Here is a 26,038-nt window from a genome sequence, read left to right as displayed (position 1 = left end):
ACATTGACCGCCATCGACCCCACCGCCCACCTGACCGCGGAGCAGATCGAGGAACTCGGCCGCGAGCTGGACGCGATCCGCGAGGAGGTGATCGCCAGCCGGGGCGAGAAGGACGCCGCCTACATCCGCAAGGTCATCGCGGCGCAGCGCAAGCTCGAACTGGTCAGCAGGGGCGTACTGCTGTTCTCGATCTTCCCGCCCGCGTGGCTGATCGGCACCGCCGGTCTGTCCGTGGCGAAGATCATGGACAACATGGAGATCGGCCACAACATCCTGCACGGCCAGTGGGACTGGATGCGGGACCCGAAGATCCACTCCACCACCTGGGACTGGGACCACGTCTCGCCGGCTGAGCAGTGGAAGCACTCGCACAATGAGCTGCACCACACGTACACCAACGTGATCGGCAAGGACAACGACCTCGGCTACGGCATCATGCGAGTAGACGAAGACCAGAAGTGGCACCCGTTCCACATCGGCCAGCCGCTGTGGAACTTCATCAACGCCTGCTTCTTCGAGTACGGCATCGCCGCCTACGACCTGGAACTCGGCAAGAACCTGCCCAAGCGCCGCCGCAAGAACCCGGAGTTCCGCGCGCGGGCCAGGGCCGTGGGGCGCAAGATCCGCAAGCAGGTGCTCAAGGACTACGTGATCCACCCGCTGCTGTCGGGTCCGTCGTTCCTCCCCACGCTCGCCGCCACGTTCACCGCGAACCTGGTCCGCAACATCTGGTCCCACTCGGTGATCATGTGCGGACACTTCCCCGAGGGCGTACAGGTTTTCGAGCGCCGGTCGATCAAGGACGAGACGCGCGGCCAGTGGTACCTGCGCCAGATGATGGGCTCGGCGAACATCAGCGGCAGCAAGGCCATGCACTTCATGACCGGCAACCTGTCGCACCAGATCGAACACCACCTGTTCCCCGACCTGCCGAGCAACCGGTACGCCGAGGTCGCGGTGAAGGTGCGCGCGCTGTTCGAGAAGTACGAGCTGGAGTACGTCACCGGACCGCTGCCCAAGCAGGTGTTCTCCGCGTGGCACAAGGTCTTCCGGCTCTCGCTGCCGAACAAGAAGCCCAAGGTCAAGACGCCGGACCGCGAACGGGAACTCGTCGCGGCCTGATTCCCGTTTGGTTCAGGTCTTTCGGCCGTACCGGCGGCACCGCCGGTTTCAGTGAGATCCGTTGCGGACCGTGGGCCACCGCGACGGCAGACCGTACGAGACGGGATCCGGGGCAGCCCGGTGTCCGGCTGCGCTACTACCTGGACGTGCGCCAGGAGCTGAGCTCACAGCCCCAGGCAAGCGCGCCAGGCGAGATGCCAGAGATCGCTGACAGCGTGCGTCAGACATGCGTCAAGACATCGCCCGTAACGCACGTAATGCACACTCTACAAAAGTGCAGGTCAGGCGCCCTTTGCCGCCGGTTCAAGGATGGCGACGCACTCCATGTGGTGGGTCATCGGGAAGAGGTCGAAGACGCGGAGGGTGCGGGGCTTGTAGCCGGCCTCGCGGAAGTAGCCCAAGTCGCGGGCCAGGGCCGCCGGGTCGCAGGCCACGTAGGCGATGCGGCGGGCCGAGAGGCCGGCGATGTGGCGGACCGTCTGCTTGCCCGCGCCCGCGCGCGGGGGGTCCAGGACGACCAGGTCGCATTCCGTGATGCCGGTCCGGGGGAGGACCGATTCGACCTTTCCCTGTTCGATGCGGACCCGGGGGAAGTCCGCCAGGTTGTGCCGGGCGTCCTCGACCGCGCGCTTCGTCGACTCGATGCCGAGCACCGCGCCCGTCTCGCCCAGGCGTTCCGCCAGCGCGCCGGCGAAGATGCCGACGCCGCAGTAGAGGTCGAGGGCCATCTCGCCCTTGCGCGGCATCAGGCCCTGCATGACGGCCTTGATCAGGGTGTCGGCGGCCTGGGGGTGGACCTGCCAGAAGCCGCCCATGCCGACGCGGTACGTACGGCCGTCGGCGCGCTCGCGGACGAAGGGGCGGCCGTGGACGCGGTGGACGCCGCCGTCCTTCTCCTCGACGCGGAGGACCGACACCGGCTTGTCCAGTTCCACCAGGGGCAGGCGGCCGCCCGGGCGCGGGGTCAGGACGACCTGGCGGTCGCCGGAGCCGGAGGCGGCGATGGCCTCGACCGTGGCCATCTGGGGCCAGTCCTGCTTCTCGATGCCGAGCTCGCTCACGCCCTGCGCCGCGATCATGCAGTGGTCGATCAGCTCGACGTCGTGCGAGCGGTGCTTGCGCAGGCCCACGCGGCCGGCCTCGTCCACCGCGTACTGCACGCGGGTGCGCCACTGCGGGACCTGCCCCGCCGGGAGCTTGTCACCCTCGGCCGGCATGACGGTGCCGTCCCAGCCGGCCTCCTCCGGGGTCAGTCCGGCGAGCCGCTTCAGCTGCTCGGCGACGACCTCGCCCTTGAGCCGGCGCTGGGCGCCCGGCTTCGCGTGCTGCCAGTCGCAGCCGCCGCACTTGCCGGGGCCGGCGTAGGGGCAGGGGGCCTGGACGCGGTCCTTCGAGGCCTCCAGGACCGTGACCGCGTCGGCGCGCAGGAAGCGCGAGTCCGTCTCGCCCTCCGTCACCCGGGCGACGACCTTCTCACCGGGCAGGGTGTGGCGGACGAACAGGACCCGGCCGTCGGCGGTGCGGGCGATGCAGTGCCCGCCGTGCGCGACGGGGCCGACCTCGACCTCGTACTCCTCCCCGACCAGTGACTGCTTCTCGTTCTGCTCGGTCATGGCGGGGAGACTCCAAAAAATCAAGGGGGCACGGCGGCGGCCGGACAGCCGACCCATCAGTTTACGTCGATACCGTCCGGCCGATCGCCACCACGGGCTCTGCTACTGCTTCGCGCGGTCCTTCGGACGCGGCGCGTCCACCGGGCCCCGGCGCACCGCGCCCGGGGCGTTCCACTCCTGCCGCTTCTTCGCCCGCTTCTTCGCGAGCTCCGAGGACTCCAGCTGGTACGGCACCGAGGTGACCATCACACCGGGCGTGAACAGCAGACGGCCCTTGAGGCGCAGCGCGCTCTGGTTGTGCAGCAGGTGCTCGTACCAGCGGCCGACCACGTACTCCGGGATGTAGACGCTGACCGCGTCGCGCGGGTTCTCGCTGCGCAGGCCCTTGACGTACTCCACCACCGGGCGGGTGATTTCGCGGTACGGGGAGTCGAGGATCTTGAGCGGGACGTTGATGCCGCGCCGCTCCCACTCGTCGCGCAGTGCCTTGGTCTCGGCGGCGTCGACGCTGATGCTGAGCGCCTCCAGGGCGTCCGAGCGGGTCAGCTTGGCGAAGGCGAGGGCCCGCAGGGTGGGCTTGTGCACCTTGGAGACCAGGACGATGGAGTGGACCCGGGAGGGCCGCACGCTGTCGTCGCTGGGCCCCTCGGCCGCGGCGATCTCCTCGGCGACCCGGTCGTAGTGCTTCCGGATCGCGGTCATGGTGCCGTAGAAGATCAGCATGCCCAGCAGGGCGACCCATGCGCCGTGCGTGAACTTGGTGGCCAGGACGACGACCAGCACCAGCCCGGTGAACATCGCACCGAAGGTGTTGATGGCCCGCGAGCGGAACATCCGGCGGCGGGCCGCCGGGTCCCGCTCGGTGCGCAGGTGGCGGTTCCAGTGCCGGACCATGCCGATCTGGCTGAGCGTGAAGGAGACGAACACGCCGACGATGTAGAGCTGGATCAGCTTCGTCGAGTCGGCGTCGTAGATCCACACGAGCAGCATGGCCGCGCCCGCGAGCAGCACGATGCCGTTCGAGAAGGCGAGGCGGTCACCGCGGGTGTGCAGCTGGCGCGGCAGGTAGCGGTCCTGGGCGAGGATCGAGCCGAGCAGCGGGAAGCCGTTGTACGCGGTGTTCGCGGCCAGGAACAGGACGAGCGCGGTGGCCGTCGCCAGCAGGATGAACAGGATGCTGCCGTTGCCGAAGACGGCCTCGGCCACCTGGGAGATCACCGGGTGCTGGACGAAGCCGTCGCCGACGGGGACGCCGTTGTGCAGCAGGTTGGTGGCGGGCGCCTCGGCCATCTTCACGTCGGTGGCCATGGCCAGGCCGATGATCCCGCAGAACATGGTGACCGCCAGGCCGCCCATCAGGGCGAGCGTGGTGGCCGCGTTCTTGCTCTTGGGCTTGCGGAAGGCGGGGACGCCGTTGCTGATCGCCTCGACGCCGGTGAGGGCGGCACAGCCGGAGGAGAAGGCCCGCAGCAGCAGGAAGACCAGCGCGAACCCGGCCAGGCCCTGGTGTTCGGCCTTGATTTCCAGGCCGGCGGTCGGTGCCCGCATGTCGTCGCCCATGACGAGGCCGCGCCAGGCGCCCCAGGCGATCATCACGAAGACGGCGCCGACGAAGACATAGGTGGGGATCGCGAAGAGTTTTCCGGATTCCTTCACACCGCGCAGATTCATCAGCGTGAGCAGAAGAATCATGATCATCGCGGAGAGCACCTTGTGCTCGATCACGAAATCCACGGCGGAGCCGAGGTTCTCCACTCCGGAGGAGATCGACACGGCGACGGTCAGCACGTAGTCGACGAGCAGGGCGCTCGCGACGGTGAGGCCGGCCTTGGGGCCGAGATTGGTGTTGGCGACCTCGTAATCGCCGCCGCCGCTCGGGTACGCGTGGACGTTCTGCCGGTAGGACGCGACCACCGTGAACATGAGCACGACGACCGCGGCGGCGATCCAGGGACTGAAGTGGTACGCCGACACGCCCGCGATGGAGAGGACCAGGAGGACCTCACCAGGGGCATATGCCACTGAGGACAGCGGGTCGGAGGCGAAGACGGGTAGGGCGATCCGCTTGGGGAGGAGCGTTTCTCCGAGGCGGTCGCTGCGCAGCGCCCGGCCGATCAGGATCCGTTTGGGCACGTCGGTCAGTTTGGACACGAACAGGATCGTACCCGGGCAGCAAGAAGTCATATGGGCGACCGCCCGTGTGTAGCGTGGGCGGCGGTCTGAGACCCTGTTAAGCCTGAGCGTGAATGAGGCTGGGAAACACAGCCGCTGACAGCCGGAAGGACGGCCGTGCACATCGTCATTATGGGCTGCGGAAGGGTGGGCTCCGCCCTCGCGCAGACCTTGGAACAGCAGGGGCATACGGTCGCGGTGATCGACCAGGACCCCACCGCATTCCGCCGGCTGGGAGCCGGATTCGGCGGGCGCCGCGTCACCGGGGTCGGCTTCGACCAGGACACCCTGCGCGAGGCCGGGATCGAGGACGCGGGTGCCTTCGCGGCCGTGAGCAGCGGTGACAATTCCAACATCATCGCGGCCCGGGTGGCCCGCGAGATGTTCGGCGTCGAGAACGTCGCCGCCCGTATCTACGACCCCAAGCGGGCCGAGGTCTACCAGCGCCTGGGCATCCCCACCGTTGCGACGGTCCGGTGGACCGCCGACCAGATGCTGCGCCGGCTGCTGCCCTCCGGCGCCGAGCCGCTGTGGCGCGACCCGAGCGGCGGCGTCCAGCTCGCCGAGGTGCACACCGCGGCGGCGTGGGTCGGGCACAAGGTCAGCAAGCTGCAGGACGAGACGGGCGTGCGCGTGGCCTTCCTCACCCGGCTGGGCGAGGCCATGCTGCCGACGTCGCAGACGGTGCTGCAGGAGGGCGACCTCGTCCACGTGATGATGCGCACGGACGAGATCGACAAGGTGGAGGCGGCCTTCGCCGAGGGCCCCGAGGAGGCACACGCATGAGGGTCGCGATCGCCGGAGCCGGCGCGGTGGGCCGTTCCATCGCGGGCGAGCTGCTGGAGAACGGGCACGAGGTGCTGCTCGTCGACAAGGCGCCCACCGCCATCTCGGTGGAGCGGGTGCCGCAGGCCGAGTGGCTGCTCGCCGACGCCTGCGAGATCACCTCGCTGGACGAGGCCGCGCTGCAGCGGTGCAACGTGGTCATCGCCGCGACGGGCGACGACAAGGTCAACCTGGTCGTCTCGCTGCTGGCCAAGACCGAGTACGGGGTGCCGCGCGTGGTGGCGCGCGTGAACAACCCGAAGAACGAGTGGCTCTTCAACGAGTCCTGGGGCGTCGACGTCGCGGTCTCCACACCGCGCCTGATGTCGGCCCTGGTCGAGGAGGCTGTCAGCGTCGGCGACCTGGTGCGGCTGCTCCGCTTCAGCCACGGCGACGCGAACCTGGTCGAGCTGACCCTGCCCGCCGACTCCTCGGTCGCCGGGACGCAAATCAGCGAGATCACCTGGCCCGAGGACACCTCGCTGGTCACCATCATCCGGGGCAACCGGGTGCTCACCCCGCACGCGGAGGAGACCCTGGAGCCGGGCGACGAACTGCTGTTCGTGGCCGCCCAGGCCCGCGAGGAGCAGCTGGAGGACCTCCTCCAGGCCCGGCGCTAGCCCTCGCGGGCACCGGGCACGGGCACGCTGATCAGGACGAAGGGCGGTCGACCACGTGGTCGACCGCCCCTTCGCGCTTCCGCCTCGCTCCGGCAGCCTCCGGCCACGCCGGCGCGGAGACGGGTCGCGGCAGCGTCAGACCCCGTTCTCCCGGGCGGCAGCGGCCTTGGCGGCCTTCTCCGCCTCCTCCTGGGCCTCCCACTCCGCGATCACGTCGATCGGCGGCGGCGCCTTCGCCAGGAACACCCACGTGAAGTACACCGCCAGCACCATCGGCGGCAGCTTCAGGGCGATCAGCACCCAGCCCAGCTGCGTCGCGTCCCCCCACCAGTACAGCGGGAAGAGGATCGCGTACTTGGCGATGAAGATCAGGCCCCAGGCCAGACTGGCCTTGGTGTACGCCTTCTTGCGCCCCGGGTTGCGGGTGCGCCAGGACAGGTTCTCCTTGAACACCGGCCCCAGCACCACGCCCAGCAGGGGGAACCCCACGAGCGCGGACAGCGTGAAGGCCACCCCGAGCCCGGCCCCGTAGATCATTCCGGGCAGGTAGAAGCCCTTCGCGGTGCCGGTGAACAGGGCGAAGGCCACGCCCACGCCCACGCCGAAGACCCCGCTGAAGGCGTGCTTGACCGTGTCCTTGCGCAGCAGCCGCACGATGACGAGCGCCACGGCGACGGCGCCCGCCGCGATCGCGGACATCTTCACGTCCCGGTTGAACGTGTAGATCATCACGAAGAGCAGGCCCGGGAGCATCGTCTCCACGGTGCCCCGGATCCCACCGAAGGCGTTGAAGAGGGCCGCCTGGGTCACTGCCTTCTGGTCCTCGCCGGGCTCCGCCGCGGCGTGCGTCGCGGGCGTGGACCCGGGGGTCGTCGGTTTGTCGAGTGACGTCACCGGTCAGTGCTCCTGTCCGAGCGGTCGGAGTTCGTACTTCGGATTGAAGAGGACCCGTCGGCCGTGGCTCATCGCGATCCGCCCGGAGGCGATCATGCGGCGCCCGGGTTCGATTCCCACGATCGAGCGACGTCCGAGCCAGACCACGTCCAGCGCGGCGGAGCCGTCGAAGAGCTCCGCCTCCAGGGCGGGCACTCCGGCCCGCGGCCGCAGGGTGACCGTGCGCAGGGTGCCGGTCACCTTCACTATCTGGCGGTCGTGGGAGTCGCAGATCCGCGTGCACCCCGCGGCCTCTGCGTCCTCCTGCAGCTCCGCCGAATGCAGCTCCTCCTGCGAGGTGGACAGCCGCTCGATCATCCGGCGGAACCGGCCCACCGGCCGGAGCGGCTTGGCGGACTTCTCGGGACGCGGTTCAGCACTCATACAGGAAGCGTACCGGCGGGCCCGCTACCTCTCGAAGCGGTATCCCATGCCCGGTTCGGTGATGAAGTGCCGCGGATGCGAGGGGTCCGCCTCCAGTTTGCGCCGCAGCTGCGCCATGTAGACGCGCAGGTAGTTGGTCTCGGTCCCGTAGGAGGGCCCCCATACCTCCTGCAGCAGCTGCTTCTGGCCGACCAGCTTGCCGCCGTTGCGGACCAGCACCTCCAGCAGGTGCCACTCGGTCGGCGTGAGCCGTACGTCGCGTCCCTCGCGCACCGCCTTCTTGGCGGCCAGGTCCACGGTGAAGCCGTCGGTCTCCACGACGACGTCCCCGCCCGCGAGCGGCTCGGCCCGGCGGACCGCGGCGCGCAGCCGGGCCATCAGCTCGTCCATGCCGAAGGGCTTGGTGACGTAGTCGTCGGCCCCGGCGTCCAGGGCCTCGACCTTCTCGTCGGAGCTGTGCCGGGCCGAGAGGACGAGGATGGGGACCCTGGTCCAGCCGCGCAGGCCCTTGATCACCTCGACGCCGTCCATGTCGGGCAGGCCGAGGTCGAGGACGACCACGTCGGGATGGCGGGCGGCCGCGAGTTCGAGCGCCCCGGCACCGTCGGCCGCCGCGTCGACCTCGTACGTGCGCGCCTTCAGATTGATCACGAGGGCTCGGACGATCTGCGGCTCGTCGTCCACCACGAGCACCCGGGTCATCGAGGACCTGCTTTCTCTTGTATCGCGTGTGTCGCCTGTGTCGTCCGTGTCGCCGAGGGGGCCCGGGGTGCCCCTGCCGCGTGGGTCGCGTGCACTGTCCCGGCTGTCCCGGCTGCCGCGGCTGCCGCGGCTGCCGCGGCGCGCAGGGTCAGCACCATGGTCAGCCCGCCGCCCGGGGTGTCCTCGGCGGCCAGGGTTGCGTCCATGGCCTCGGCGAATCCCCGGGCGACGGCGAGCCCCAGCCCCACCCCGGCCCCGCGCGGCGCGTCCCCGTGCCGCTGGAAGGGGGCGAAGATGCGGTCCTTGGCCTCGTCGGGCACCCCGGGCCCGCGGTCCACGACGCGCACCTCGACCCGGTCGCCGAGGAAACTGGCCGCGACGAGCACCGGCTTCCCCGCCGGGCTGTACTTGACGGCGTTCTCCACCACGTTGGCCACGCTGCGCTCCAGCAGCCCCGGGTCCACCGCCACCATCGGCAGGGTCTCCGGGACGTCGAGCACCACGCTGTCCTCGGGTACGCCGCCCAGCGCCATCGGGATCACCTCGTCGAGGTCGGTCTCCCGGATCAGCGGGGTCACCGTGCCGGTCTGCAGCCGGGACATGTCCAGCAGGTTGCCCACCAGGAGGTCGAGCCGGTCGGCGCCGTGCTCGATACCCTCCAGGAGCTCGGCCCGGTCCTCCTCGGACCAGTCCACGTCCTCGGAGCGCAGGGAGCTGACGGAGGCCTTGATGGAGGCCAGGGGCGTACGGAGGTCATGGCTGACGGCGGCGAGCAGCGCGGTCCGGATCCGGTTGCCCTCCGCCAGCCGGCGGGCCTCCTCGGCCTCCCCCACCAGCCGCTGCCGGTCGAGCACCACGGCTGCCTGGGCGGCGAAGGCGCCGAGCACCCGGCGGTCCTCCGCGGGCAGTACCCGGCCCGACAGGGCGAGCGCCATGTGGTCCCCGATCGGCATGTCCACATCGGCGTCCTCGGGGCGGTCGACCGGGTTCGGGCCGACGCTGCCGGCCCGCCGCCAGGGCTCCGCGCCACCCGCCCGCTCCAGCAGGGCCACCGATTCCATGGCGAAGGTTTCGCGCACCCGCTCCAGCAGCGCATCCAGTGCGGTCTCCCCGCGCAGCACACTGCCGGCCAGGAAGGACAGGATCTCGGACTCGGCCCGCAGCCGCGCGGCCTGGTGGGTGCGCCGGGCGGCCAGGTCGACCACCGAGGCCACGGAGACCGCCACCCCGACGAACACCGCGATGGCCATGATGTTGCGGGGGTCGGCGACGGTGAACCGGTGCACCGGCGGCGTGAAGAAGTAGTTCAGCAGCAGCGAGCCGAAGGCCGCGGAGGCCAGCGCCGGCAGCAGTCCGCCGACCAGCGCGGCCGCCACGGTCAGCGCGAGGAAGAGCAGCATGTCGTTGGCCAGGCCCGCGTCGGCGTCGACATGGGTGAGCAGCAGGGCGAGCAGGGCCGGGCAGACCACCCCGACCACCCAGCCGACGAGGATGCGGGTGCGTCCGAGCCGGGCGGCGGAGCGGGCCACGGGCAGTCCACGGCCCCGGGCGACCTCCTCGTGCGTGACGATGTGCACGTCGAGGTCGGGCCCCGAGTCGCGGGCCACCGTCGCGCCGACGCCGGGGCCGAAGACGTACTGCCAGGCCTTGCGCCGGCTGGAGCCGAGGACGATCTGGGTGGCGTTGACCCCGCGGGCGAATTCCAGCAGCGCCTCGGGGACGTTGTCGCCGATCACATGGTGAAACGTTCCGCCAAGATCCTCGACCAGGGTCCGCTGGACCGCGAGCTCCTTCGGCGAGGCCGCGGTGAGCCCGTCGCTGCGGGCGACGTAGACGGCCAGGATCTCGCTGCCCGAGCCCTTGGCGGCCATCCGGGAGGCACGCCGGATCAGCGTGCCCCCTTCGGGCCCGCCGGTGAGCCCGACGACGATCCGCTCCCGCGCCTGCCAGGTGGAGCGGATGCCGTGCTCTCCGCGGTACTGCTGGAGGTACTCGTCGGCCCGGTCGGCCACCCACAGCAGCGCGAGCTCGCGCAGGGCGGTCAGGTTGCCGGGCCGGAAGTAGTTCGACAGGGCCGCGTCGACCTTGTCGGGCTGGTAGACGTTGCCGTGGGCCATGCGCCGGCGCAGCGCCTGCGGGGACATGTCGACCAGCTCGATCTGGTCGGCGCGGCGCACCACCTCGTCCGGCACGGTCTCCTGCTGCCGTACGCCCGTGATGCTCTCCACCACGTCGCCGAGCGACTCCAGGTGCTGGATGTTCACGGTGGACACGACGTCGATGCCGGCCTGGAGCAGCTCCTCCACGTCCTGCCAGCGCTTGGCGTTGCGCGAGCCCGGCGCGTTGGTGTGCGCCAGCTCGTCCACGAGGGCGATCGCGGGCCGGCGGGCCAGGACGGCGTCCACGTCCATCTCGGTGAAGGCGGCGCCCCGGTACGTCAGCTCCCCCCGCGGCACCTGCTCCAGCCCGTGCAGCAGCACCTCGGTCCGCGGCCGCCCGTGGTGCTCGACGAAGCCGGCCACGCAGTCGGCCCCCCGCTCCACCCGCCGGTGGCCTTCGCAGAGCATCGCGTACGTCTTGCCCACACCGGGTGCCGCGCCGAGGTAGATCCGTAGCCTGCCGCGTCCCATGCGCCCCATTCTCCGGGACGTACGCGCCGCTCACGCACCGTTGACGGCTCCGGCGGCGATTCCTGACGCTTCCCTGACGGCGGCGGGCCGTACCCGAAGGAGTACGGCCCGCGGCCGAAAACAGTCGTCGGCCACCGTCGCCCGTACGCGGCGACGGCGGTCGCCCGTACGCAGCCGGGTCGGCGGGTCAGCGGACCTCGGTGATCTCCGGGCCCCGCTCCAACTGGCCCATGCCGCCGGAGAAGCGGGAGCCCTCCTGGTCCTCGCTCTGCACGCCGTCCGGCACCATCTGCGCGTCGTTCGGCAGCTTCAGCACGATCGGGTCGCGGGGAGCCATGGGGCCGTCACCGCGGACGATGACGGTGTCCCGGAAGATCTGCTCCAGCAGGCCCGCCGACTCGGGGCGCACCGCGCCCTGGCCGGAGATGACCCCGCGCAGGAACCAGCGGGGGCCGTCCACGCCGACGAAGCGGACCAGCTGGGCGCCGGTCTGGCCGTCGGGCATCGGTACGGGAACCTGGGCGCGCAGCTCCCAGCCCAGCGGACCCTCGACCTCGTCGATGATGCCGCCCTGCTGGGTGATGCCCGCGGCGATCTCCTCGCGGACCTCGCCCCAGATGCCTTCCTTCTTGGGTGCGGCGAAGGCCTGGAGCTGCACGGCACTGTCGCCGAGCACGACCGTCGCGGCGACGATCGCGTCGCCGGCGACCTCGACGCGCAGTTCCATGCCCTCGACGCCGGGTACGAGGATGCCGCCGAGGTCGACCCGGCCTTCCGCCGGGGAGCCGGGTACCTCGGAGACGTCCCAGGGGCCGTCGGGCCGCGGGGCCGGCGGCAGATTCACCCGGCGGGGGGCGGCGTCGATCTCCTCGCCGCCGTCCTGCTCATCGCCGGCCACGCCGTCCACGACCTGCTCGGCCGCGCCGCCGTCCTTGGCGGAGTCGTTCTTCTTGCGACGTCCGAACACGTCACTGTCCTTCCCGGTCGGATACGACCGAAGCGTAGCCATTCCCACCCTGCTGACCAGCGCCGGATCCGGCCACGGCCGCATGACCGCCGGTGGAGCCGAAACCCCCCTCGGCCCGCGCCGAGCCGGGAAGCTCCGCCACCTCGTGGAAGCGCACCTTCTCGACCCTCTGGACAACCAGCTGGGCAATGCGGTCGAAGCGCTCGAACCGGACGCTCTCGCGCGGGTCGAGATTGACCACGATCACCTTGATCTCCCCACGGTACCCGGCATCCACCGTCCCCGGGGCATTCACGAGCGCGAGCCCGCAGCGGGCCGCCAGCCCGGAGCGCGGGTGCACGAAGGCCGCGTAGCCGTCGGGCAGGGCGATGGACACCCCCGTGGGCAGCACCGCGCGCTCGCCGGGCGCCAGTTCGGCGGCGACGGTGGTCACCAGGTCGCAGCCGGCATCGCCGGGGTGACCGTAGGCGGGGACGGGCACCTCGGGATCGAGGCGCTTGATCAGCACGTCGATCGCGTGCCGGGTGTCGTGGTTGTTCAGAGCCATCAGGGGTTCACCTCGAAGGCGCGTGCGCGCCTGACCTGGTCCGGGTCGGACATCGCCGCCCGGATCTCCTCGGGCCGACCGTTGTCGATGAAGTGGTCGACCTTCACCTCTATGAAGAGCGCGTCCGCACGCACGGCGACCGGGCCCTGCGGACCGCCGATCCGGCCGACGGCGGTGGAGTAGATCTTGCGCCCGGCGACGGCGGTCACCTCCGCCTCCAGGTACAGCACGGTGTCCACGGGCACGGGCAGCAGGAAGTCGGTCTCCAGCCGCCCGGTCACCGCGATGACCCGCAGCAGCCAGTTCAGGGAGCCCAGCGTCTCGTCGAGCGCGGTGGCGAGTACGCCGCCGTGCGCGAGGCCGGGGGCGCCCTGGTGGGCGGGCCTGACGGTGAACTCGGCGGTGACGCGCACGCCCTCGCCCGCCCGGGCCTCCAGGTGGAGTCCGTGGGGCTGGCCCCCGCCGCAGCCGAAACAGTGCTCGTAGTGCGCTCCGAGGAGTTCGCCGGGCGCCGGGGCATCGGGGTGCCGGACCGGTGCGGAGGCATCGTCCGGGGGCGTCAACGCTGTGTTTCGTCCACTCACAGGCGCTGACCTTACCCGCGCCGCTACCCGCGGGTCGCGTCGTGGCAGGCTTGGCGCCATGCAGCTCTCCCCCGCGCACCACGACGAACGTCTGACCGCCCCCCGCTCCTGGTGGGGCATCGCCGCACTCATCGGCCTGGCGTGTGCGCTGATGCTGCTGCCGCTGGGCACGATGCCGCTGCTGGCAGGGCTGGTCGGCGGGTCGGCGCTGGCGGGGATCCTGGTGAGCGCGTACGGCTCCGCGCGCGTGCGCGTGGTGAACGGTGCGCTGGCGGCGGGGGACGCGCGGATCCCGGTGTCGGCCCTGGGGGAGCCGGAGGTGCTGGCGCCGGAGGAGGCGCGCGCCTGGCGCACGCACAAGGCGGACGTCCGGGCCTTCATGCTGATGCGCAGCTACATCCCGACGGCGGTCCGCGTCCCCGTCACCGATCCGGGGGACCCGACCCCGTACGTCTACGTCTCGACCCGGGAGCCGCAGGCCCTGGCCGCGGCGATCCGGGCGGCCAAGGCGGGCTCGGCCGACGGATGAGGCGGGGCCGACCGAGGCGGGGCCCACTGAGGCGGGGGGCCCACTGAGGCGGGCCCGACGCGCGGGGGAAGCAAGGAAACCGGGACCGGCAGCCGCTCTCAGCCGCCTTCTTCCGGACCCCGCCCTTCGAGGGCGGTCCGGTTCGCCCCGCCAAGGGGCTGGGAAGGCTGTTCCAGGGCCGCGGACTGCGGCAGGGAGTCCCAGGGCACGGCGCGCCTTCGCAGGTCGGCACGGACCTTCTCGGCGAGTTTGCGGGTGTCGCGGCGGTTCATGACCGCTCCGACGGCGGCGCCGACCATGAACGGCGTCAGGCTCGGCAGGTTGCGGAACATCCGCTTCGTGATCTGCTGGCGCAGTTCGCGCTTCATCTGACCGCCGAGCGCGAGGTTCAGCGTCGTCGGCTTCGTCAGGTCCACCCCGCGCTCCTCCGTCCACGCGGTGAGGTAGGCGAGGCTGCGCTCCCTGAGGTTGCCGGGCGGGCGCAGGCCGTACACCTCGTGGAGTTCCGCGATGAGTTTCAGCTCGATGGCCGCGACGCCGGTGACCTCCGCGGCCAGTTCCGCCGGCATGGCGGGCGGCGTCGGCAGCATCGCGGCCGCGCCGATGCCCGCGCCCACCGTGGACGTGCCGTGGGCGGCGCCCGCGATCAGCTTGTCGGCCAGCTGATCGGGACCGAGGCCCGGGAAGTGCGCGCGCAGGGTCGCGAGGTCCCGTACGGGTACGCGTGGTGCGAGTTCGATGACGCGGTCGGTGATGTACAGGGCGGCGGTCCTGGCGCCTTCGCCGCCCCTGCGCACACCGTTTCGGACGGCTTGCATCCGACGAGCCCCGGACCGGTGCCGGGGGTCCTCCTCGGCCCCCGGGGCCGACCGCTCCGCCGGGGCGGAGCGGGAGGACTCGGCGGGCACGCCGGGGGCTCCGCGGCCCGTTTCCGGGCCGGTGGCTCCCGCCTGCGTCTCCGCCGGGCCACCAGACTTCCGGAAGCGGCGCTTCCGGAAAGGGGTCGAGCCGGTCACGGCCGACGCCTCTCAGTCGCAGTCGCGGCAGATCGGCTGGCCGTTCTTCTCGCGAGCCAGCTGGCTGCGGTGGTGCACGAGGAAGCAGCTCATGCAGGTGAACTCATCGGCCTGCTTGGGCAGGACCCGGACGGCCAGCTCCTCGTTGGAGAGGTCCGCGCCGGGGAGCTCCATGCCCTCCGCCGCGTCGAAGTCGTCGACGTCGACGCTGGACGAGGACTTCTCGTTGCGCCGGGCCTTCAGCTCTTCGATGCTGTCGTTGTCGACGTCGTCGTCGGTCTTGCGTGGGGTGTCGTAATCCGTTGCCATTGTTCGCTCTCCCCCTCTGGGATTTAGCGGTGTCTCAGCGCACGTAACGCGCGAGAGGCCGGACTTGTGCCCGACCTGAGGCGGAGATTTTGCCTCACATCAAGGTCTGTTACTCAATCGACACCCAGCCGCCCACCTGAAGGAGCGATCGGCTGGGATGACGACCGGGACCGTACACGGTCCGGGGGCCGTCGTGCACAAACGCCACCCCGTGTATTTCCCGCCGTTCGAGGCGCCGGAAACCCGGACTTCCCGGGCTTTCCGGCACTTCCTGGGGTCACTGAACGCACATGACCCAACACTCGACAATGTGATCGATCACACAGCGCTTCCTTTGTCCGCTCCCGCGACATTCAGCCCAGAGCGAACAAGAAGGACCGGGACTCACAGGGGCAAAGTGACACGCATCACGAGGCCACCGCCCTCGCGCGGGGTCGCGGTGATCCGCCCGCCGTGCGCCCGCGCCACGGACCGTGCGATGGACAGCCCGAGCCCGACACCCTTGTCGCTGCCCGTTCGCTCCGTACGCAGCCGTCTGAAGGGCTCGAAGAGGTTGTCCACCTCGTACGCGGGAACAACGGGACCCGTGTTCGATACGACGAGCACCGCCTCGCCCTGCTGCGCCTCGGTGGTGACCTCCACCCAGCCGCCCTCCGGGACGTTGTAGCGCAGGCCGTTCTGCACGAGGTTGAGGGCGATCCGCTCCAGCAGGACCCCGTTGCCCTGGACCACCGCGGGCGCCTGTTCCCCGCGGATCTCCACGCCCTTGGCGGCCGCTTCCACCCGCGCCTGGTCGAGGGCGCGCGAGGCGACCTCGGCCAGGTCCACGGGCTTGCGCTCGACGATCTGGTTCTCGCTCCGGGCGAGCAGCAGCAGCCCCTCGACCAGCTGCTCGCTGCGCTCGTTGGTGGCCAGCAGGGTCTTGCCCAGTTGCTGGAGCTCCACCGGCGCCCCGGGATCCGAGAGGTGCACCTCCAGCAGGGTCCGGTTGATGGCCAGGGGCGTGCGCAGCTCGTGCGACGCGTTCGCCACGAACCTCTGCTGGGCCGTGAAGGCCCGTTCCAGCCGGTCGAGCATCTCGTCGAAGGTGTCGGCGAGCTCCTTGAGCTCGTCGTCCGGCCCGTCCAGCTCGATCCGCCGGGTCAGGTCCGAGCCCACCACCCGGCGGGCGGTGCGGGTGATCTTGCCGAGCGGCGACAGCACCCGCCCGGCCATCGCGTAGCCGAAGGCGAAGGCGATGATGCTCAGCCCCAGCAGGGCCATCAGCGACCGGCTGAGCAGGTCGTCGAGCGCGTGCCGGCGCTGTTCCAGGACGCACTGGCTGATGGCGGCGTTGAACTGGTCGTACGACTGCTCAAGCCCCACCACCCCGGGGCACGTGCTGCTCGTGACCTGGACCTTCTGACCGCCGACGATCTTGAACGGCAGGGCGTTGCCCTCCCGCAGGGCCTGGGCCGCCAGCAGGTAGATGATCGACAGCAGCAGGATGCCGGCGATGAGGAACATCCCGCCGTACAGCAGGGTGAGGCGTATGCGGATGGTCGGCCGCAGCCAAGGGAAGGGACCCTCGGGCTGCCCGGGGTCCCACGTCGGTTTCGGCGGCGCCGCCGGTGGCGCCGGGGTCGTTGCCACCCGCGTCAGATCCGGTAGCCGGAGCCGGGCACGGTCACGATGACCGGCGGCTCCCCCAGCTTGCGCCGCAGTGTCATGACCGTCACCCGCACCACGTTGGTGAAGGGGTCGGTGTTCTCGTCCCATGCCTTCTCCAGCAGCTGCTCGGCGGAGACCACGGTCCCCTCGCTCCGCATGAGGACCTCCAGAACTGCGAACTCCTTGGGTGCCAGCTGCACCTCCCTGCCCTCGCGGAACACCTCACGGCGGTTCGGGTCCAGCTTGATGCCGGCCCGCTCCAGGACCGGCGGCAGCGCGACGGTGGTGCGCCGCCCCAGCGCCCGCACGCGGGCGGTCAGCTCGGTGAACGCAAACGGCTTGGGCAGGTAGTCGTCGGCGCCGAGCTCCAGCCCCTCGACCCGGTCGCTCACGTCGCCGGAGGCGGTGAGCATCAGCACCCGGGTGGGCATCCCGAGCTCGACGATCTTCCGGCAGACGTCGTCGCCGTGCACGAGCGGAAGGTCCCGGTCGAGGACGACCACGTCGTAGTCGTTCACCCCGACGCGCTCCAGGGCCGCGGCGCCGTCGTACACGACGTCCACCGCCATGGCCTCCCGGCGCAGGCCGGTGGCCACCGCATCGGCGAGCAGCTGCTCGTCCTCGACGACGAGTACGCGCACGTCGCTTCCTTCCTCCGAGCCCTGAGGGCACACGTGTATGGCGTCGTCCATCCTGCCCTTTTCAGCCGTAAACCGGCTGTAAGGCGCCGCTCAGGCCCCCTGGGCCCCATGGAAGTGAGGATTCCCTCGTCTTGCGAGGTTTCTGCGCCCAGGGTGCCGGGGAGGACGAGAGCACACCCCATCCACTCCCTGACGGCGGACTGCCGCGTGCCGACCGCCGCCGACCCACGCAGAGGGGGCGCACCCACATGGACGCATTCACCGCAGGTCTCCTGCAGCGCATCAGGACCACGCAGTCGGACCTCAGGCACGCCCGTGAGACGGGCGACGACTTCCTCGTGGAAGTGGAGCAGGCGGAACTGGAAGACCTCCAGCGCCTCGCCGCCGAGCACGGAGTGCCGGTTTCCGCCTGCTGATCACCGAACCCCACCCCCCGGACCCCGGCCGCCCGCCCGGCAGCCGGGGTTCCTTCACGTCCGGTCCCCGGGAGCCGGGACGAGGACTCCGGAGGCCGGGACCGGGGCCGAAGCGGGGAGACGGGGGACCCGCAACCTAGTCGTGCCAGGCCCCGGCCTCCTCCAGCAGCGGCTGCAGCGAGGCGAACACCGCGGGGGTGGCGGCCAGGGCCAGCTCCCCGGAGGCGGGCCGCCCGGGCCGGCCGCCCGTCAGCGCCCCGGCCTCGCGGGCGATCAGCTCCCCGGCGGCCAGGTCCCAGGGGTTCAGGCCGCGTTCGTAGTACGCGTCCAGCCGCCCCGCTGCCACGTCGCTGAGGTCCAGCGCCGCCGAGCCGCCCCGGCGGACGTCCCGTACCCGCGGAATCACCAGCCGCGCGACCTCGGCCTGCTGCTCCTTGCGCGCCTGGAGGTACGCGAAGCCGGTCCCGACCAGCGCCTGGTCCAGCGGTGCGGCCGCGCGGCAGGCCAGCCGGACCCCGCCGCTCCACGCGCCGCCCCCGAGGACGGCGTGGTAGACCTCCCCGCGCATGGGCGCCGCCACGACCCCGACCACGGTCTCGCCCCGGTACTCGGCCGCCACGGAGACGCTCCAGCTCGGCAGCCCGTACAGGTAGTTCACGGTGCCGTCCAGCGGGTCCACGACCCAGCGCACACCGCTCGTCCCGGGGCTGTCCGCGCCCTCCTCGCCCAACAGCCCGTCCTCGGGCCGCCGCTCGGCGAGGACGGTGGCGATCAGCTTCTCCGCGGCGATGTCCATCTCGGTCACCACGTCGATGGGGCTGCTCTTCGTCTTCGCCACCGCCAGATCGGCGGGCCGGCCGTCCCGGAGGAGCTCTCCGGCCCGCCGGGCGGCCTCCAGGCCCACGGCGAGCAGCTCCGCCTTCAGTTCCTCGGAGATCACGATCGGTCCCACCCTCCTACGCGTAGGGGCTGTCGGCGCCCGCCGCGGCCGGCCGCGGGCTGCGCGCGGGGCAGCAGCCCACGGCGCACAGGTCGTGGCTCTGGCCCAGCATGCCCACCCAGCATTCCTCCGGCGACTCCCCGCGCTCCTTCGCGGCGCGCTCCAGCACGAGCTCCCGTACCGCCTCGGCGAACCTCGGGTCGGCGCCCACGGTCGCGGAACGGGCGACGGGAAGGCCCAGTTCGGCCGCCTTGGCGGTGGCCTCGGTGTCGAGGTCGTACAGGACCTCCATGTGGTCCGAGACGAAGCCGATGGGCACCATCACCACCGCGGGCGCGCCCTCGGCGTGCAGGGCCTCCAGGTGGTCGCAGATGTCCGGCTCCAGCCACGGGATGTGCGGGGCTCCGCTGCGGGACTGGTAGACGAGCTGCCAGGGGTGGGCGCGGCCGGTCCACTTGGCGACCTGGTCCGCGATGACCTCGGCCACGTCGAGGTGCTGCTTCACGTAGGCGCCGCCCGCGCCGCCGGTGGTGTGGTCCTCCGCCGGGCCGGAGGTGTCGGCCGCGGCGGTCGGGATGGAGTGGGTGGTGAAAGCCAGCTGCGCGCCGTCCCGGACCGCTGCCGGGAGCGAGTCCAGGGCGGCGATCACGCCGTCGATCATGGGCTCGACGAAGCCGGGGTGGTTGAAGTAGTGCCGCAGCTTGTCGACGCGCGGCAGCTCCAGGCCTTCCTCGTGCAGGGTCGCCAGTGCGTCGGCGAGGTTCTCGCGGTACTGCCGGCAGCCGGAGTACGAGGCGTACGCACTGGTGGCGAGGACCGCGATCCGGCGGCGGCCGTCGCGGACCATCTCGCGCATCACGTCGGTCAGGTACGGCGCCCAGTTGCGGTTGCCCCAGTACACGGGCAGGTCCAGCCCGTGCTCGGCGAAGTCCTTGCGCAGCGCGGCCAGCAGTTCGCGGTTCTGCGCGTTGATCGGGCTGACGCCGCCGAAGCCGAAGTAGTGCTGCCCGACCTCCTTGAGGCGTTCGCGCGGGATCCCGCGCCCGCGCGTGACGTTCTCCAGGAAGGGCACGACGTCGTCGGGTCCCTCGGGACCGCCGAAGGAGAGCAGGAGCAGGGCGTCGTACGGGCGGGCCGTGCCGCCCTCGCCCGGGGCGCGGTTCGGGAGCTGGTCAGACATGTCCCGAATCCTGCCACCCGCCGCCGACCGCGGGTAACCGGCCTCACCAGGTGGACACGCCCTTCCGGCGGAGAAGCAGCCCTTGCCCGTCGGCCGGCTTCCCTTTTTTTCACCCGTGCGCGCGCCGCAGAGCGGACGTAACCTGTACAGGCTGTTCACGTCCCTTACGGAGTCCTCCTTGCCGAGCCCTTACCGTGCGATCTTCGCCGCCCCCGGAACCAAGGGGTTCAGCGCTGCCGGACTCATCGGGCGGATGCCGATCGCCATGGTCGGCGTGGGCGTCCTGACGATGATCACCGAGATCGACGGCCGCTACGCCCTGGCCGGCGCGCTCACGGCCACCATCGCGCTCTCGGCGGCCGTCCTGGGCCCGCAGACATCCCGCCTCGTGGACCAGTACGGGCAGCGGCGGGTGCTGCGCCCGGTGACTCTCGTGGCCGTGGCCGCCGTTTCGGCCCTGCTGGTCGCGGCGGCGGGCGGCTGGCCCGACTGGACGCTGTTCGTCTTCTCCGCCGTCGCGGGCTGCGTGCCGAGCGTGGGATCGATGGTCCGCGCCCGCTGGAGCGCCCTCTACCGCGACACCCCCCGACTCCACACGGCGTACTCCTTCGAGTCCGTCCTGGACGAGGTCTGCTTCATCCTGGGGCCGCCGGTGGCCACGATGCTGTCCGCGAGCTGGTTCCCCGAGGCCGGTCCGCTCGTCGCGATCGTCTGCCTGCTCGTGGGCGTGTGGTGGCTCACCGCCCTGCGCGGCACGGAGCCGAAGCCGCACCCGCGCCACGAGCAGCCCGACGTCTCCTCCGCCCTGCGCTCCCGCGGCCTCCAGGTCCTGGTGGCGACCTTCGTGGCGACCGGAGCGGTCTTCGGCTCCATCGACGTGGCGACGCTGGCCTTCGCCGAGGAGCACGGCCACAAGTCCGCCACCGGCTTCGTCCTCGCCGTCTGGGCCCTCGGGTCCTGCCTGGCGGGCATCGTCTTCGGACTGCTGCGCTTCAAGGGCCGGGTGGAAATCCGCTGGGTCCTGGGCATCTGTGCGATGGCCGTGAGTATGATCCCCCTCCTACTGGCCGGGAACCTTCCGTTTCTGTCGGTGGCGCTCTTCGTCTCGGGCCTGGCCATCGCTCCCACGATGGTGACCACGATGGCCCTGATCGAGGCGCACGTACCACGCGAAAAGCTGACCGAGGGCATGACCTGGACCAGCACCGGGCTCGCGGTCGGCGTCGCGATCGGCTCCTCGGTGGCCGGCTGGGTGATCGACGCGGCCGGCGCCGGGACCGGGTACGTCGTCTCCATCTCGGCGGGGGTGGCCGCTGCGGCGGTGGCGTTCGCGGGATTCCGCCGGCTGACGAGGCCGGCGCAAGGGGAGGAGCGCTCCACCGATGGGGACGGCGACAGCAGCGAAGTACGGGACCGCGTGGCGTAACTGGGCGGGCAACGTCTCGGCCACTCCGGCGCGGGTGGTGACCCCGGCCTCGGTCGGGGAGCTTCAGGAGGCGGTCCGGCGGGCCGCCGAGGACGGGCTGAGGGTGAAGGCGGTCGGCACCGGCCACTCCTTCACCGCGGCCGCCGCGACGGACGGGGTGCTCCTGCGCCCGCAGGCGCTGGCCGGGATCCGCGCGATCGACCGGGAGGCCGGCACCGTCACCGTGGCGGCGGGAACCGCGCTCAAGGACCTCAACCGGGCCCTGGCGGGCGAGGGCCTCTCGCTCACCAACATGGGCGACATCATGGAGCAGACCGTCTCCGGCGCCACCAGCACCGGCACCCACGGCACGGGCCGCGACTCCGCCTCCATCGCCGCCCAGATCCGCGGCCTGGAGCTGGTCACCGCCGACGGCAGGCTGCTGACCTGCTCCGAGAAGGAGAATCCCGAGGTCTTCGCGGCGGCCCGGATCGGCATCGGGGCCCTCGGCATCGTCACCGCGCTCACTTTCGCCGTGGAACCGCTGTTCTTCCTGACCGCCCGTGAGGAGCCCATGGCCTTCGACCGGGTGACCGCGGAGTTCGAGCAGCACTTCGCGGAGAACGAGCACTTCGAGTTCTACTGGTTCCCGCACACCGGCAACTGCAACACCAAGCGCAACAACCGCAGCCAGGGCCCGGCGGCCCCGCCCGGGGCGCTGAGCGCCTGGGTCGAGGACGAGCTGCTGTCCAACGGCGTCTTCCAGGCGGTCAACTCGCTGGGCCGCGCGGTCCCCGCCGCCATCCCGTCGATCGCCCGGATCGCCAGCCGGGCCCTGTCCGCCCGGACCTACACGGACATCCCGTACAAGGTGTTCACCAGTCCGCGCCGCGTGCGCTTCGTGGAGATGGAGTACGCCCTTCCGCGCGAGCAGGTGGTCGAGGCCCTGCGGGAGCTGCGGGCGATGGTGGACCGCTCCGGGCTGCGGATCAGCTTCCCGGTGGAGGTGCGGACGGCTCCGGCCGACGACATCGCGCTGTCGACGGCCTCCGGGCGTGACACGGCGTACATCGCGGTGCACATGTACCGCGGCACCCCCTACCAGGCCTACTTCACGGCCGCCGAGCAGATCTTCACGGCGCACGGCGGGCGGCCGCACTGGGGCAAGGTGCACACGCGGGACGCGGAGTACCTCTCCCGCGCCTATCCGCGCTTCGGGGAGTTCAGCGCGCTGCGGGACCGGCTGGACCCGGACCGGCTGTTCGGCAACGACTACCTGCGGCGCGTCCTCGGAGACTGACGGGGCCCGACGGGGTTCCCCGGGGACTGACCGGGTCTCAGGAGCGGCCGGGCCGCGGGACGTCCGGCCGCTCGCCCCCGGCCCCCCGACGGCCGGGCGAAGCGAAAGTTCCATTTCTGCGGATTCTGTGAAGCACACCACCCGAAAACGGGCACGCCCGCAGGTCCGGCCCGATCCGGGGCAGCCCAACTGCCGCCGCCCCGGACAAGTTCGGCGGCGCGGCGGTCCACCCAGGTGGCCCGAATGGAGTACTGTGGCGAGCCCTGGGGCCGTCCTTCCTTTCGGATGTCCGGACCCGGGAGAGGGAGCCGGCTGATGGAGAAACGGCACTCAAGACCGGTGATGCCGCGGCATTGCACGGATCCTGCTGCGCACAGTAATCAAGCGGTCACTGTGTGTGCCCAACAGGTAACCGTGCCATAACGGCGATCAAGGGCGCATGCCCGACACGCCGGTTGAACTCGGCAAGGTTGTGGCAGGCTGCACCCGGGCAGGCCACACTCGACTAGCGGAAGCAGCGACGCACGTGACGTCGGCAGGCACCACCCGGGAGGTCCCCATGCCCGAACTGCGTGTCGTGGCCGTCTCAAATGACGGCACACGACTGGTGCTCAAGGCTGCGGACAGCACGGAGTACACGCTTCCGATCGACGAGCGGCTGCGGGCTGCCGTGCGCAACGACCGCGCGCGCCTGAACCAGATCGAGATCGAGGTGGAGAGCCACCTCCGCCCCCGCGACATCCAGGCCCGCATACGGGCCGGTGCCTCCGCGGAGGAGGTCGCCCAGTTCGCCGGCATCCCCGTCGAGCGCGTACGCCGCTTCGAGGGACCCGTGCTCGCCGAGCGCGCGTTCATGGCGGAGCGGGCGCGCAAGACTCCCGTGCGCCGTCCCGGCGAGAACACCGGACCGCAGCTCGGCGAGGCCGTGCAGGAGCGGCTGACGCTGCGCGGCGCGGAGAAGGAGTCCGTGCAGTGGGACTCCTGGCGCCGCGACGACGGCACCTGGGAAGTGCTGCTGGTCTACCGGGTCGCGGGGGAACCGCACTCGGCGAGCTGGACGTACGACCCGCCCCGCCGGCTGGTCGTCGCCGTGGACGACGAGGCCCGGTCCCTCATCGGCGAGGCGGACGACCTGCCCGCGACGCCGGAGCCGAGCTTCCCGTTCGTGCCGAGGATCGCGCGGCTGCCGCGCGACCGGCCGCTGGACCGCGCCCTCGACCGCCAGTTGGAGCGGACCGCCAACCACACGGCCCCGGCTCCGGCGCCCGAGCCGGAGGAGGAGCGGGACTCCCTGACCAGCCTGCTGGAAGCGGTTCCGAGCTTCCGGGGCGACCTGGTGGTGCCGGAACGCACCGACGTCCCCGCGGAGGAGCCGGAGGCGGAGGAGCCCCCGGCGGCGTCGGCGAGCGCCGGGGCCGGAGCCGCGTACGCGGACGTGCTCATGCCGCGCACGGTGGCGGGCCACCGGGAGCGCCTGACCGGCACGACCGACCGCCAGGCGGAGGCCGACGGGGTCCGCCCCGGCCGCCGCGCGGCGGTCCCTAGCTGGGACGAGATCGTCTTCGGCACCCGCCGCAAGAAACAGGAGTAGCAGGAGCGGGCGGGCAGCCCCCGGGCACCGCCCGCCCGGGCCTGCCCGCTACCCGCCCGCTGTCCACCCCGCCTGCGCCGCTAGCGCGGGTCCGCTCCCGTGGCGACCGGGCGCTGCGGGTCCGAGGACCAGTCCGACCAGCTGCCCGCGTAGAGGGCCGACGGGAAGCCCGCCACCTCCAGTGCGAGCACCTCCTGCGCGCCGGAGACCCCCGAACCGCAGTACACGCCCACCGGGGCCCGGTCCGTGACGCCGAGCGCGGTGAAGCGCGCCCGCAGGGCCTGCGGTGCGAGGAACCGCCCGTCCGGGCCCAGGTTCTCGGTGGTCGGGGCCGACACCGCACCCGGGATGTGCCCGGCCACCGGGTCGATCGGCTCGACCTCGCCGCGGTAGCGCTCCCCCGCACGGGCGTCCAGGAGGATGCCCTGGCGCGCGAGGGCAGCCGCCGCGTCCGCGTCCAGCAACCCGGCCGCTCCCGGAGTTGGCTTGAAATCTCCTTCCGCTGCGGACACGGCCTCGGCGGACACCGCGCCGCCCGCCTCTGTCCACGCGGCCAGGCCGCCGTCCAGCACCCGCACGTCCGGGTGCCCCGTCCAGCGCAGCAGCCACCAGGCCCGGGCCGCTCCCCAGCCCAGCCCCCCGTCGTACGCCACCACCGGCACGTCGGCACAGACCCCGGCCCGGCGCATCACCGCCCCGAACTCCTCCGGATCGGGCAGCGGGTGGCGCCCGCCGCGCCCGTCCGGACGCACCGGACCTGCCAGTTCGCGGTCGAGGTCGACGTACACCGCACCCGGCAGGTGGCCGGCCTCGTACGCGGAGCGCAGGTCGGGGCCGCCGAGCTGCCAGCGGACGTCCAGCAGTACCGGCGGCCGCCCGCCGGCCAGCTCGGCCATCAGTTCGGAGGCGGAGAGGATCGGGGAGCGCGCAGAGTTCGCAGTCATACGGTCCATCTTCCTCCCACCCCACGGCCGCTGCGGGCCGCCCGGCTCCGACAGGCCGCACTGATTCGGTCATCTGCGCGCCGCTCCCCCGAATCGGCCCGGTCGGGGCGCGCCGGACCCGCCGGAGTGACAGCATCTCCTGCGGGACGCGCGCGCCCCCGACGACGGAGGAGACGGCTGACATGACCGAGGCAGTGGAACCGACGCGGCGCCCGCCCGGCACCCCGTGCTGGGCGAGCCTGATGGTGCACGGCCTCGGGACCACCGAGGCCTTCTACGGCGACCTGTTCGGCTGGGAGTACGTGCCCGGCCCCGAGCCCTTCGGCCCGTACGTGCGCGCGCTGCTCGGCGGCCGGGAAGTGGCCGGGATCGGCGAGATGCCGCCGGACCGGCACCTGCCGGTGGCCTGGACGACGTACTTCGCCACGGACGACGCCGACGCCACGGCGGAGACGATCCGCTCCTGCGGCGGCACGGTCGCCGTCGGCCCCCTCGACGCGGGCAGAGCCGGGCGGGTGGCGATCTGCTCCGACCCGGTCGGGGCGATCTTCGGGCTCTGGCAGGCCGGGGACCACATCGGTACCCAGCTGTCGGGCGTGCCCGGCACACCGGTCTGGAACGAACTGGTCACCCAGGACACCTCCACGGTCGGCAAGTTCTACGAGCACGTCTTCGGCCACGAGGCCCGCAGCCACGATGCGGTCGGCGCGGACTTCGACTACCTCACGCTCGTGCTGGACGACCGGCCGGTCGCCGCCGTGCACGGGGTCGGCCGTTCGCTCCCGCACGACCGGGGGCCGCACTGGATGACCTACTTCGAGGTCGCCGACGTCGACGACGCCGCCGTACAGGTCCAGCTGCTCGGCGGCCGCATCGTCCAGCCGCCCCGGGAGGGCCTCACGGGCAGGCTGGTCACGGTCACGGACCCCGAGGGCGCGGTCCTCACCCTGCTCCAGTCACGACCGGGCGACCTCCGCCGCGACGGCTGACGCGGGCCGCGTGACCCGGACGCCGGTGC

General features: G+C 71.7%; 25 protein-coding genes and 1 pseudogene. 10 read left to right on the top strand and 16 right to left on the bottom strand.

Annotated features, from left to right (window positions below; translation table 11 throughout):
• Positions 1-3: 3 nt before the first annotated feature.
• Both ABZ128_RS14650 and ABZ128_RS14645 read left to right on the top strand, forming a co-directional pair.
• Positions 4-1,122 (top strand): acyl-CoA desaturase, encoded by a 1,119-nt coding sequence (locus tag ABZ128_RS14650; protein WP_356848504.1) that lies wholly within the window; start codon positions 4-6, stop codon positions 1,120-1,122.
• A pseudogene (locus ABZ128_RS14645) lies at positions 1,035-1,268 on the top strand (DUF6207 family protein); the annotation flags it as partial. The gene ABZ128_RS14650 and the pseudogene ABZ128_RS14645, both read left to right, overlap by 88 nt.
• Positions 1,269-1,403: 135 nt before the next feature.
• Here the strand turns inward: ABZ128_RS14645 and ABZ128_RS14640 are convergent.
• The gene (locus ABZ128_RS14640) at positions 1,404-2,735 is read right to left on the bottom strand and encodes a TRAM domain-containing protein (protein ID WP_356848502.1); all 1,332 of its coding nucleotides are present in this window, start codon (positions 2,733-2,735) and stop codon (positions 1,404-1,406) included.
• 102 nt (positions 2,736-2,837) lie between these two features.
• The gene (locus tag ABZ128_RS14635; RefSeq protein ID WP_356848500.1) at positions 2,838-4,886 is read right to left on the bottom strand and encodes an APC family permease; all 2,049 of its coding nucleotides are present in this window, start codon (positions 4,884-4,886) and stop codon (positions 2,838-2,840) included.
• Positions 4,887-5,024: 138 nt separating this feature from the next.
• Here ABZ128_RS14635 and ABZ128_RS14630 point away from each other — a divergent pair, with 138 nt between their 5' ends.
• Both ABZ128_RS14630 and ABZ128_RS14625 read left to right on the top strand, forming a co-directional pair.
• Positions 5,025-5,693 carry a TrkA family potassium uptake protein gene (locus ABZ128_RS14630; RefSeq protein WP_356848498.1) on the top strand — a complete coding sequence of 223 codons (669 nt, stop codon included), beginning with the start codon at positions 5,025-5,027 and terminating at the stop codon, positions 5,691-5,693.
• Positions 5,690-6,352, top strand: coding sequence for a TrkA family potassium uptake protein (locus ABZ128_RS14625; protein ID WP_328928088.1), 663 nt, complete (start codon positions 5,690-5,692; stop codon positions 6,350-6,352). Before ABZ128_RS14630 ends, ABZ128_RS14625 begins: the two co-directional genes overlap by 4 nt.
• Positions 6,353-6,487: 135 nt before the next feature.
• Here ABZ128_RS14625 and ABZ128_RS14620 read toward each other — a convergent pair whose 3' ends face one another.
• The 7 genes from ABZ128_RS14620 to ABZ128_RS14590 form a co-directional block, all read right to left on the bottom strand.
• Positions 6,488-7,246 carry a DUF3159 domain-containing protein gene (locus ABZ128_RS14620; RefSeq protein ID WP_356848496.1) on the bottom strand — a complete coding sequence of 253 codons (759 nt, stop codon included), beginning with the start codon at positions 7,244-7,246 and terminating at the stop codon, positions 6,488-6,490.
• A gap of 3 nt (positions 7,247-7,249) precedes the next feature.
• Entirely contained in the window at positions 7,250-7,669 is a 420-nt protein-coding gene (locus ABZ128_RS14615) for an OB-fold nucleic acid binding domain-containing protein (protein ID WP_356848495.1), read from the bottom strand.
• 24 nt (positions 7,670-7,693) lie between these two features.
• Complete coding sequence (locus tag ABZ128_RS14610; protein ID WP_356848493.1) at positions 7,694-8,371, bottom strand: response regulator; 678 nt, start codon at positions 8,369-8,371, stop codon at positions 7,694-7,696.
• Complete coding sequence (locus ABZ128_RS14605; protein ID WP_356848492.1) at positions 8,368-11,001, bottom strand: sensor histidine kinase KdpD; 2,634 nt, start codon at positions 10,999-11,001, stop codon at positions 8,368-8,370. The genes ABZ128_RS14610 and ABZ128_RS14605 overlap by 4 nt, the downstream gene beginning before the upstream one ends.
• 187 nt (positions 11,002-11,188) lie before the next feature.
• Positions 11,189-11,968, bottom strand: coding sequence for a DUF3710 domain-containing protein (locus tag ABZ128_RS14600; protein WP_356848490.1), 780 nt, complete (start codon positions 11,966-11,968; stop codon positions 11,189-11,191).
• 1 nt (position 11,969) lies between these two features.
• Positions 11,970-12,515: a dUTP diphosphatase gene (gene dut / locus ABZ128_RS14595; protein ID WP_356848488.1), complete on the bottom strand. Its 546-nt coding sequence runs from the start codon at positions 12,513-12,515 to the stop codon at positions 11,970-11,972.
• Entirely contained in the window at positions 12,515-13,099 is a 585-nt protein-coding gene (locus ABZ128_RS14590) for a PaaI family thioesterase (protein WP_356848486.1), read from the bottom strand. Before ABZ128_RS14590 ends, dut begins: the two co-directional genes overlap by 1 nt.
• A 58-nt stretch (positions 13,100-13,157) precedes the next feature.
• On the opposite strand from ABZ128_RS14590, the gene ABZ128_RS14585 reads away from it, so the two are divergent.
• Entirely contained in the window at positions 13,158-13,628 is a 471-nt protein-coding gene (locus ABZ128_RS14585; protein ID WP_356848484.1) for a DUF3093 domain-containing protein, read from the top strand.
• A 98-nt stretch (positions 13,629-13,726) separates the two neighbouring features.
• Here ABZ128_RS14585 and ABZ128_RS14580 read toward each other — a convergent pair whose 3' ends face one another.
• The 4 genes from ABZ128_RS14580 to ABZ128_RS14565 form a co-directional block, all read right to left on the bottom strand.
• A complete protein-coding gene (locus ABZ128_RS14580; RefSeq protein ID WP_356848482.1) occupies positions 13,727-14,644 on the bottom strand; it encodes a hypothetical protein in 918 nt (305 codons plus the stop codon).
• A 12-nt stretch (positions 14,645-14,656) separates the two neighbouring features.
• Positions 14,657-14,953, bottom strand: a complete 297-nt coding sequence (locus ABZ128_RS14575) for a DUF4193 domain-containing protein (RefSeq protein WP_030154344.1) — start codon at positions 14,951-14,953, stop codon at positions 14,657-14,659.
• A 384-nt stretch (positions 14,954-15,337) separates the two neighbouring features.
• Complete coding sequence (locus tag ABZ128_RS14570) at positions 15,338-16,585, bottom strand: HAMP domain-containing sensor histidine kinase (RefSeq protein ID WP_356848480.1); 1,248 nt, start codon at positions 16,583-16,585, stop codon at positions 15,338-15,340.
• Between the two features lie 5 nt (positions 16,586-16,590).
• On the bottom strand, positions 16,591-17,244 hold the full coding sequence (locus tag ABZ128_RS14565; protein ID WP_030036265.1) for a response regulator transcription factor: 654 nt from the start codon (positions 17,242-17,244) through the stop codon (positions 16,591-16,593).
• Positions 17,245-17,492: 248 nt separating this feature from the next.
• Between ABZ128_RS14565 and ABZ128_RS14560 the strand changes: the two genes are divergently transcribed.
• The gene (locus ABZ128_RS14560; protein WP_356848478.1) at positions 17,493-17,660 is read left to right on the top strand and encodes a hypothetical protein; all 168 of its coding nucleotides are present in this window, start codon (positions 17,493-17,495) and stop codon (positions 17,658-17,660) included.
• Between the two features lie 136 nt (positions 17,661-17,796).
• Here the strand turns inward: ABZ128_RS14560 and ABZ128_RS14555 are convergent, their stop codons facing one another.
• Together ABZ128_RS14555 and ABZ128_RS14550 are read right to left on the bottom strand one after the other, a co-directional pair.
• Positions 17,797-18,612 (bottom strand): inositol monophosphatase family protein, encoded by an 816-nt coding sequence (locus ABZ128_RS14555; RefSeq protein ID WP_356848477.1) that lies wholly within the window; start codon positions 18,610-18,612, stop codon positions 17,797-17,799.
• A gap of 4 nt (positions 18,613-18,616) precedes the next feature.
• On the bottom strand, positions 18,617-19,780 hold the full coding sequence (locus ABZ128_RS14550; RefSeq protein WP_356848475.1) for a ferrochelatase: 1,164 nt from the start codon (positions 19,778-19,780) through the stop codon (positions 18,617-18,619).
• Between the two features lie 178 nt (positions 19,781-19,958).
• Between ABZ128_RS14550 and ABZ128_RS14545 the strand changes: the two genes are divergently transcribed.
• From ABZ128_RS14545 to sepH, 3 genes are all read left to right on the top strand, one after another.
• On the top strand, positions 19,959-21,206 hold the full coding sequence (locus tag ABZ128_RS14545; RefSeq protein WP_356848473.1) for an MFS transporter: 1,248 nt from the start codon (positions 19,959-19,961) through the stop codon (positions 21,204-21,206).
• Complete coding sequence (locus ABZ128_RS14540; protein ID WP_356848471.1) at positions 21,163-22,485, top strand: D-arabinono-1,4-lactone oxidase; 1,323 nt, start codon at positions 21,163-21,165, stop codon at positions 22,483-22,485. Before ABZ128_RS14545 ends, ABZ128_RS14540 begins: the two co-directional genes overlap by 44 nt.
• Before the next feature lie 559 nt (positions 22,486-23,044).
• Entirely contained in the window at positions 23,045-24,076 is a 1,032-nt protein-coding gene (gene sepH / locus ABZ128_RS14535) for a septation protein SepH (protein ID WP_356848469.1), read from the top strand.
• 80 nt (positions 24,077-24,156) lie between these two features.
• Here the strand turns inward: sepH and ABZ128_RS14530 are convergent, their stop codons facing one another.
• Positions 24,157-25,020, bottom strand: a complete 864-nt coding sequence (locus tag ABZ128_RS14530) for a sulfurtransferase (protein ID WP_356848468.1) — start codon at positions 25,018-25,020, stop codon at positions 24,157-24,159.
• A 182-nt stretch (positions 25,021-25,202) separates the two neighbouring features.
• Between ABZ128_RS14530 and ABZ128_RS14525 the strand changes: the two genes are divergently transcribed.
• Complete coding sequence (locus ABZ128_RS14525) at positions 25,203-26,009, top strand: VOC family protein (protein ID WP_356848466.1); 807 nt, start codon at positions 25,203-25,205, stop codon at positions 26,007-26,009.
• The last annotated feature ends 29 nt before the right edge of the window (positions 26,010-26,038 follow it).

The sequence above is a fragment of the Streptomyces sp. NPDC006326 genome, from assembly GCF_040612915.1.
Lineage (GTDB): Bacteria > Actinomycetota > Actinomycetes > Streptomycetales > Streptomycetaceae > Streptomyces.
This window is presented reverse-complemented; position numbering and strand designations above follow the sequence as displayed.

Excerpts from the sequence above, each read along its gene's own strand:
- ABZ128_RS14640 (WP_356848502.1), bottom strand. The coding sequence starts at position 2,735 with ATGACCGAGCAGAACGAGAAGCAGTCACTGGTCGGGGAGGAGTACGAG.
- sepH (WP_356848469.1), top strand. The coding sequence starts at position 23,045 with ATGCCCGAACTGCGTGTCGTGGCCGTCTCAAATGACGGCACACGACTG.
- ABZ128_RS14550 (WP_356848475.1), bottom strand. The coding sequence starts at position 19,780 with ATGTCTGACCAGCTCCCGAACCGCGCCCCGGGCGAGGGCGGCACGGCC.
- ABZ128_RS14585 (WP_356848484.1), top strand. The coding sequence starts at position 13,158 with ATGCAGCTCTCCCCCGCGCACCACGACGAACGTCTGACCGCCCCCCGC.
- ABZ128_RS14530 (WP_356848468.1), bottom strand. The coding sequence starts at position 25,020 with ATGACTGCGAACTCTGCGCGCTCCCCGATCCTCTCCGCCTCCGAACTG.
- ABZ128_RS14560 (WP_356848478.1), top strand. The coding sequence starts at position 17,493 with ATGGACGCATTCACCGCAGGTCTCCTGCAGCGCATCAGGACCACGCAG.
- ABZ128_RS14605 (WP_356848492.1), bottom strand. The coding sequence starts at position 11,001 with ATGGGACGCGGCAGGCTACGGATCTACCTCGGCGCGGCACCCGGTGTG.
- ABZ128_RS14525 (WP_356848466.1), top strand. The coding sequence starts at position 25,203 with ATGACCGAGGCAGTGGAACCGACGCGGCGCCCGCCCGGCACCCCGTGC.
- dut (WP_356848488.1), bottom strand. The coding sequence starts at position 12,515 with ATGGCTCTGAACAACCACGACACCCGGCACGCGATCGACGTGCTGATC.
- ABZ128_RS14625 (WP_328928088.1), top strand. The coding sequence starts at position 5,690 with ATGAGGGTCGCGATCGCCGGAGCCGGCGCGGTGGGCCGTTCCATCGCG.
- ABZ128_RS14575 (WP_030154344.1), bottom strand. The coding sequence starts at position 14,953 with ATGGCAACGGATTACGACACCCCACGCAAGACCGACGACGACGTCGAC.
- ABZ128_RS14610 (WP_356848493.1), bottom strand. The coding sequence starts at position 8,371 with ATGACCCGGGTGCTCGTGGTGGACGACGAGCCGCAGATCGTCCGAGCC.
- ABZ128_RS14540 (WP_356848471.1), top strand. The coding sequence starts at position 21,163 with ATGGGGACGGCGACAGCAGCGAAGTACGGGACCGCGTGGCGTAACTGG.
- ABZ128_RS14615 (WP_356848495.1), bottom strand. The coding sequence starts at position 7,669 with ATGAGTGCTGAACCGCGTCCCGAGAAGTCCGCCAAGCCGCTCCGGCCG.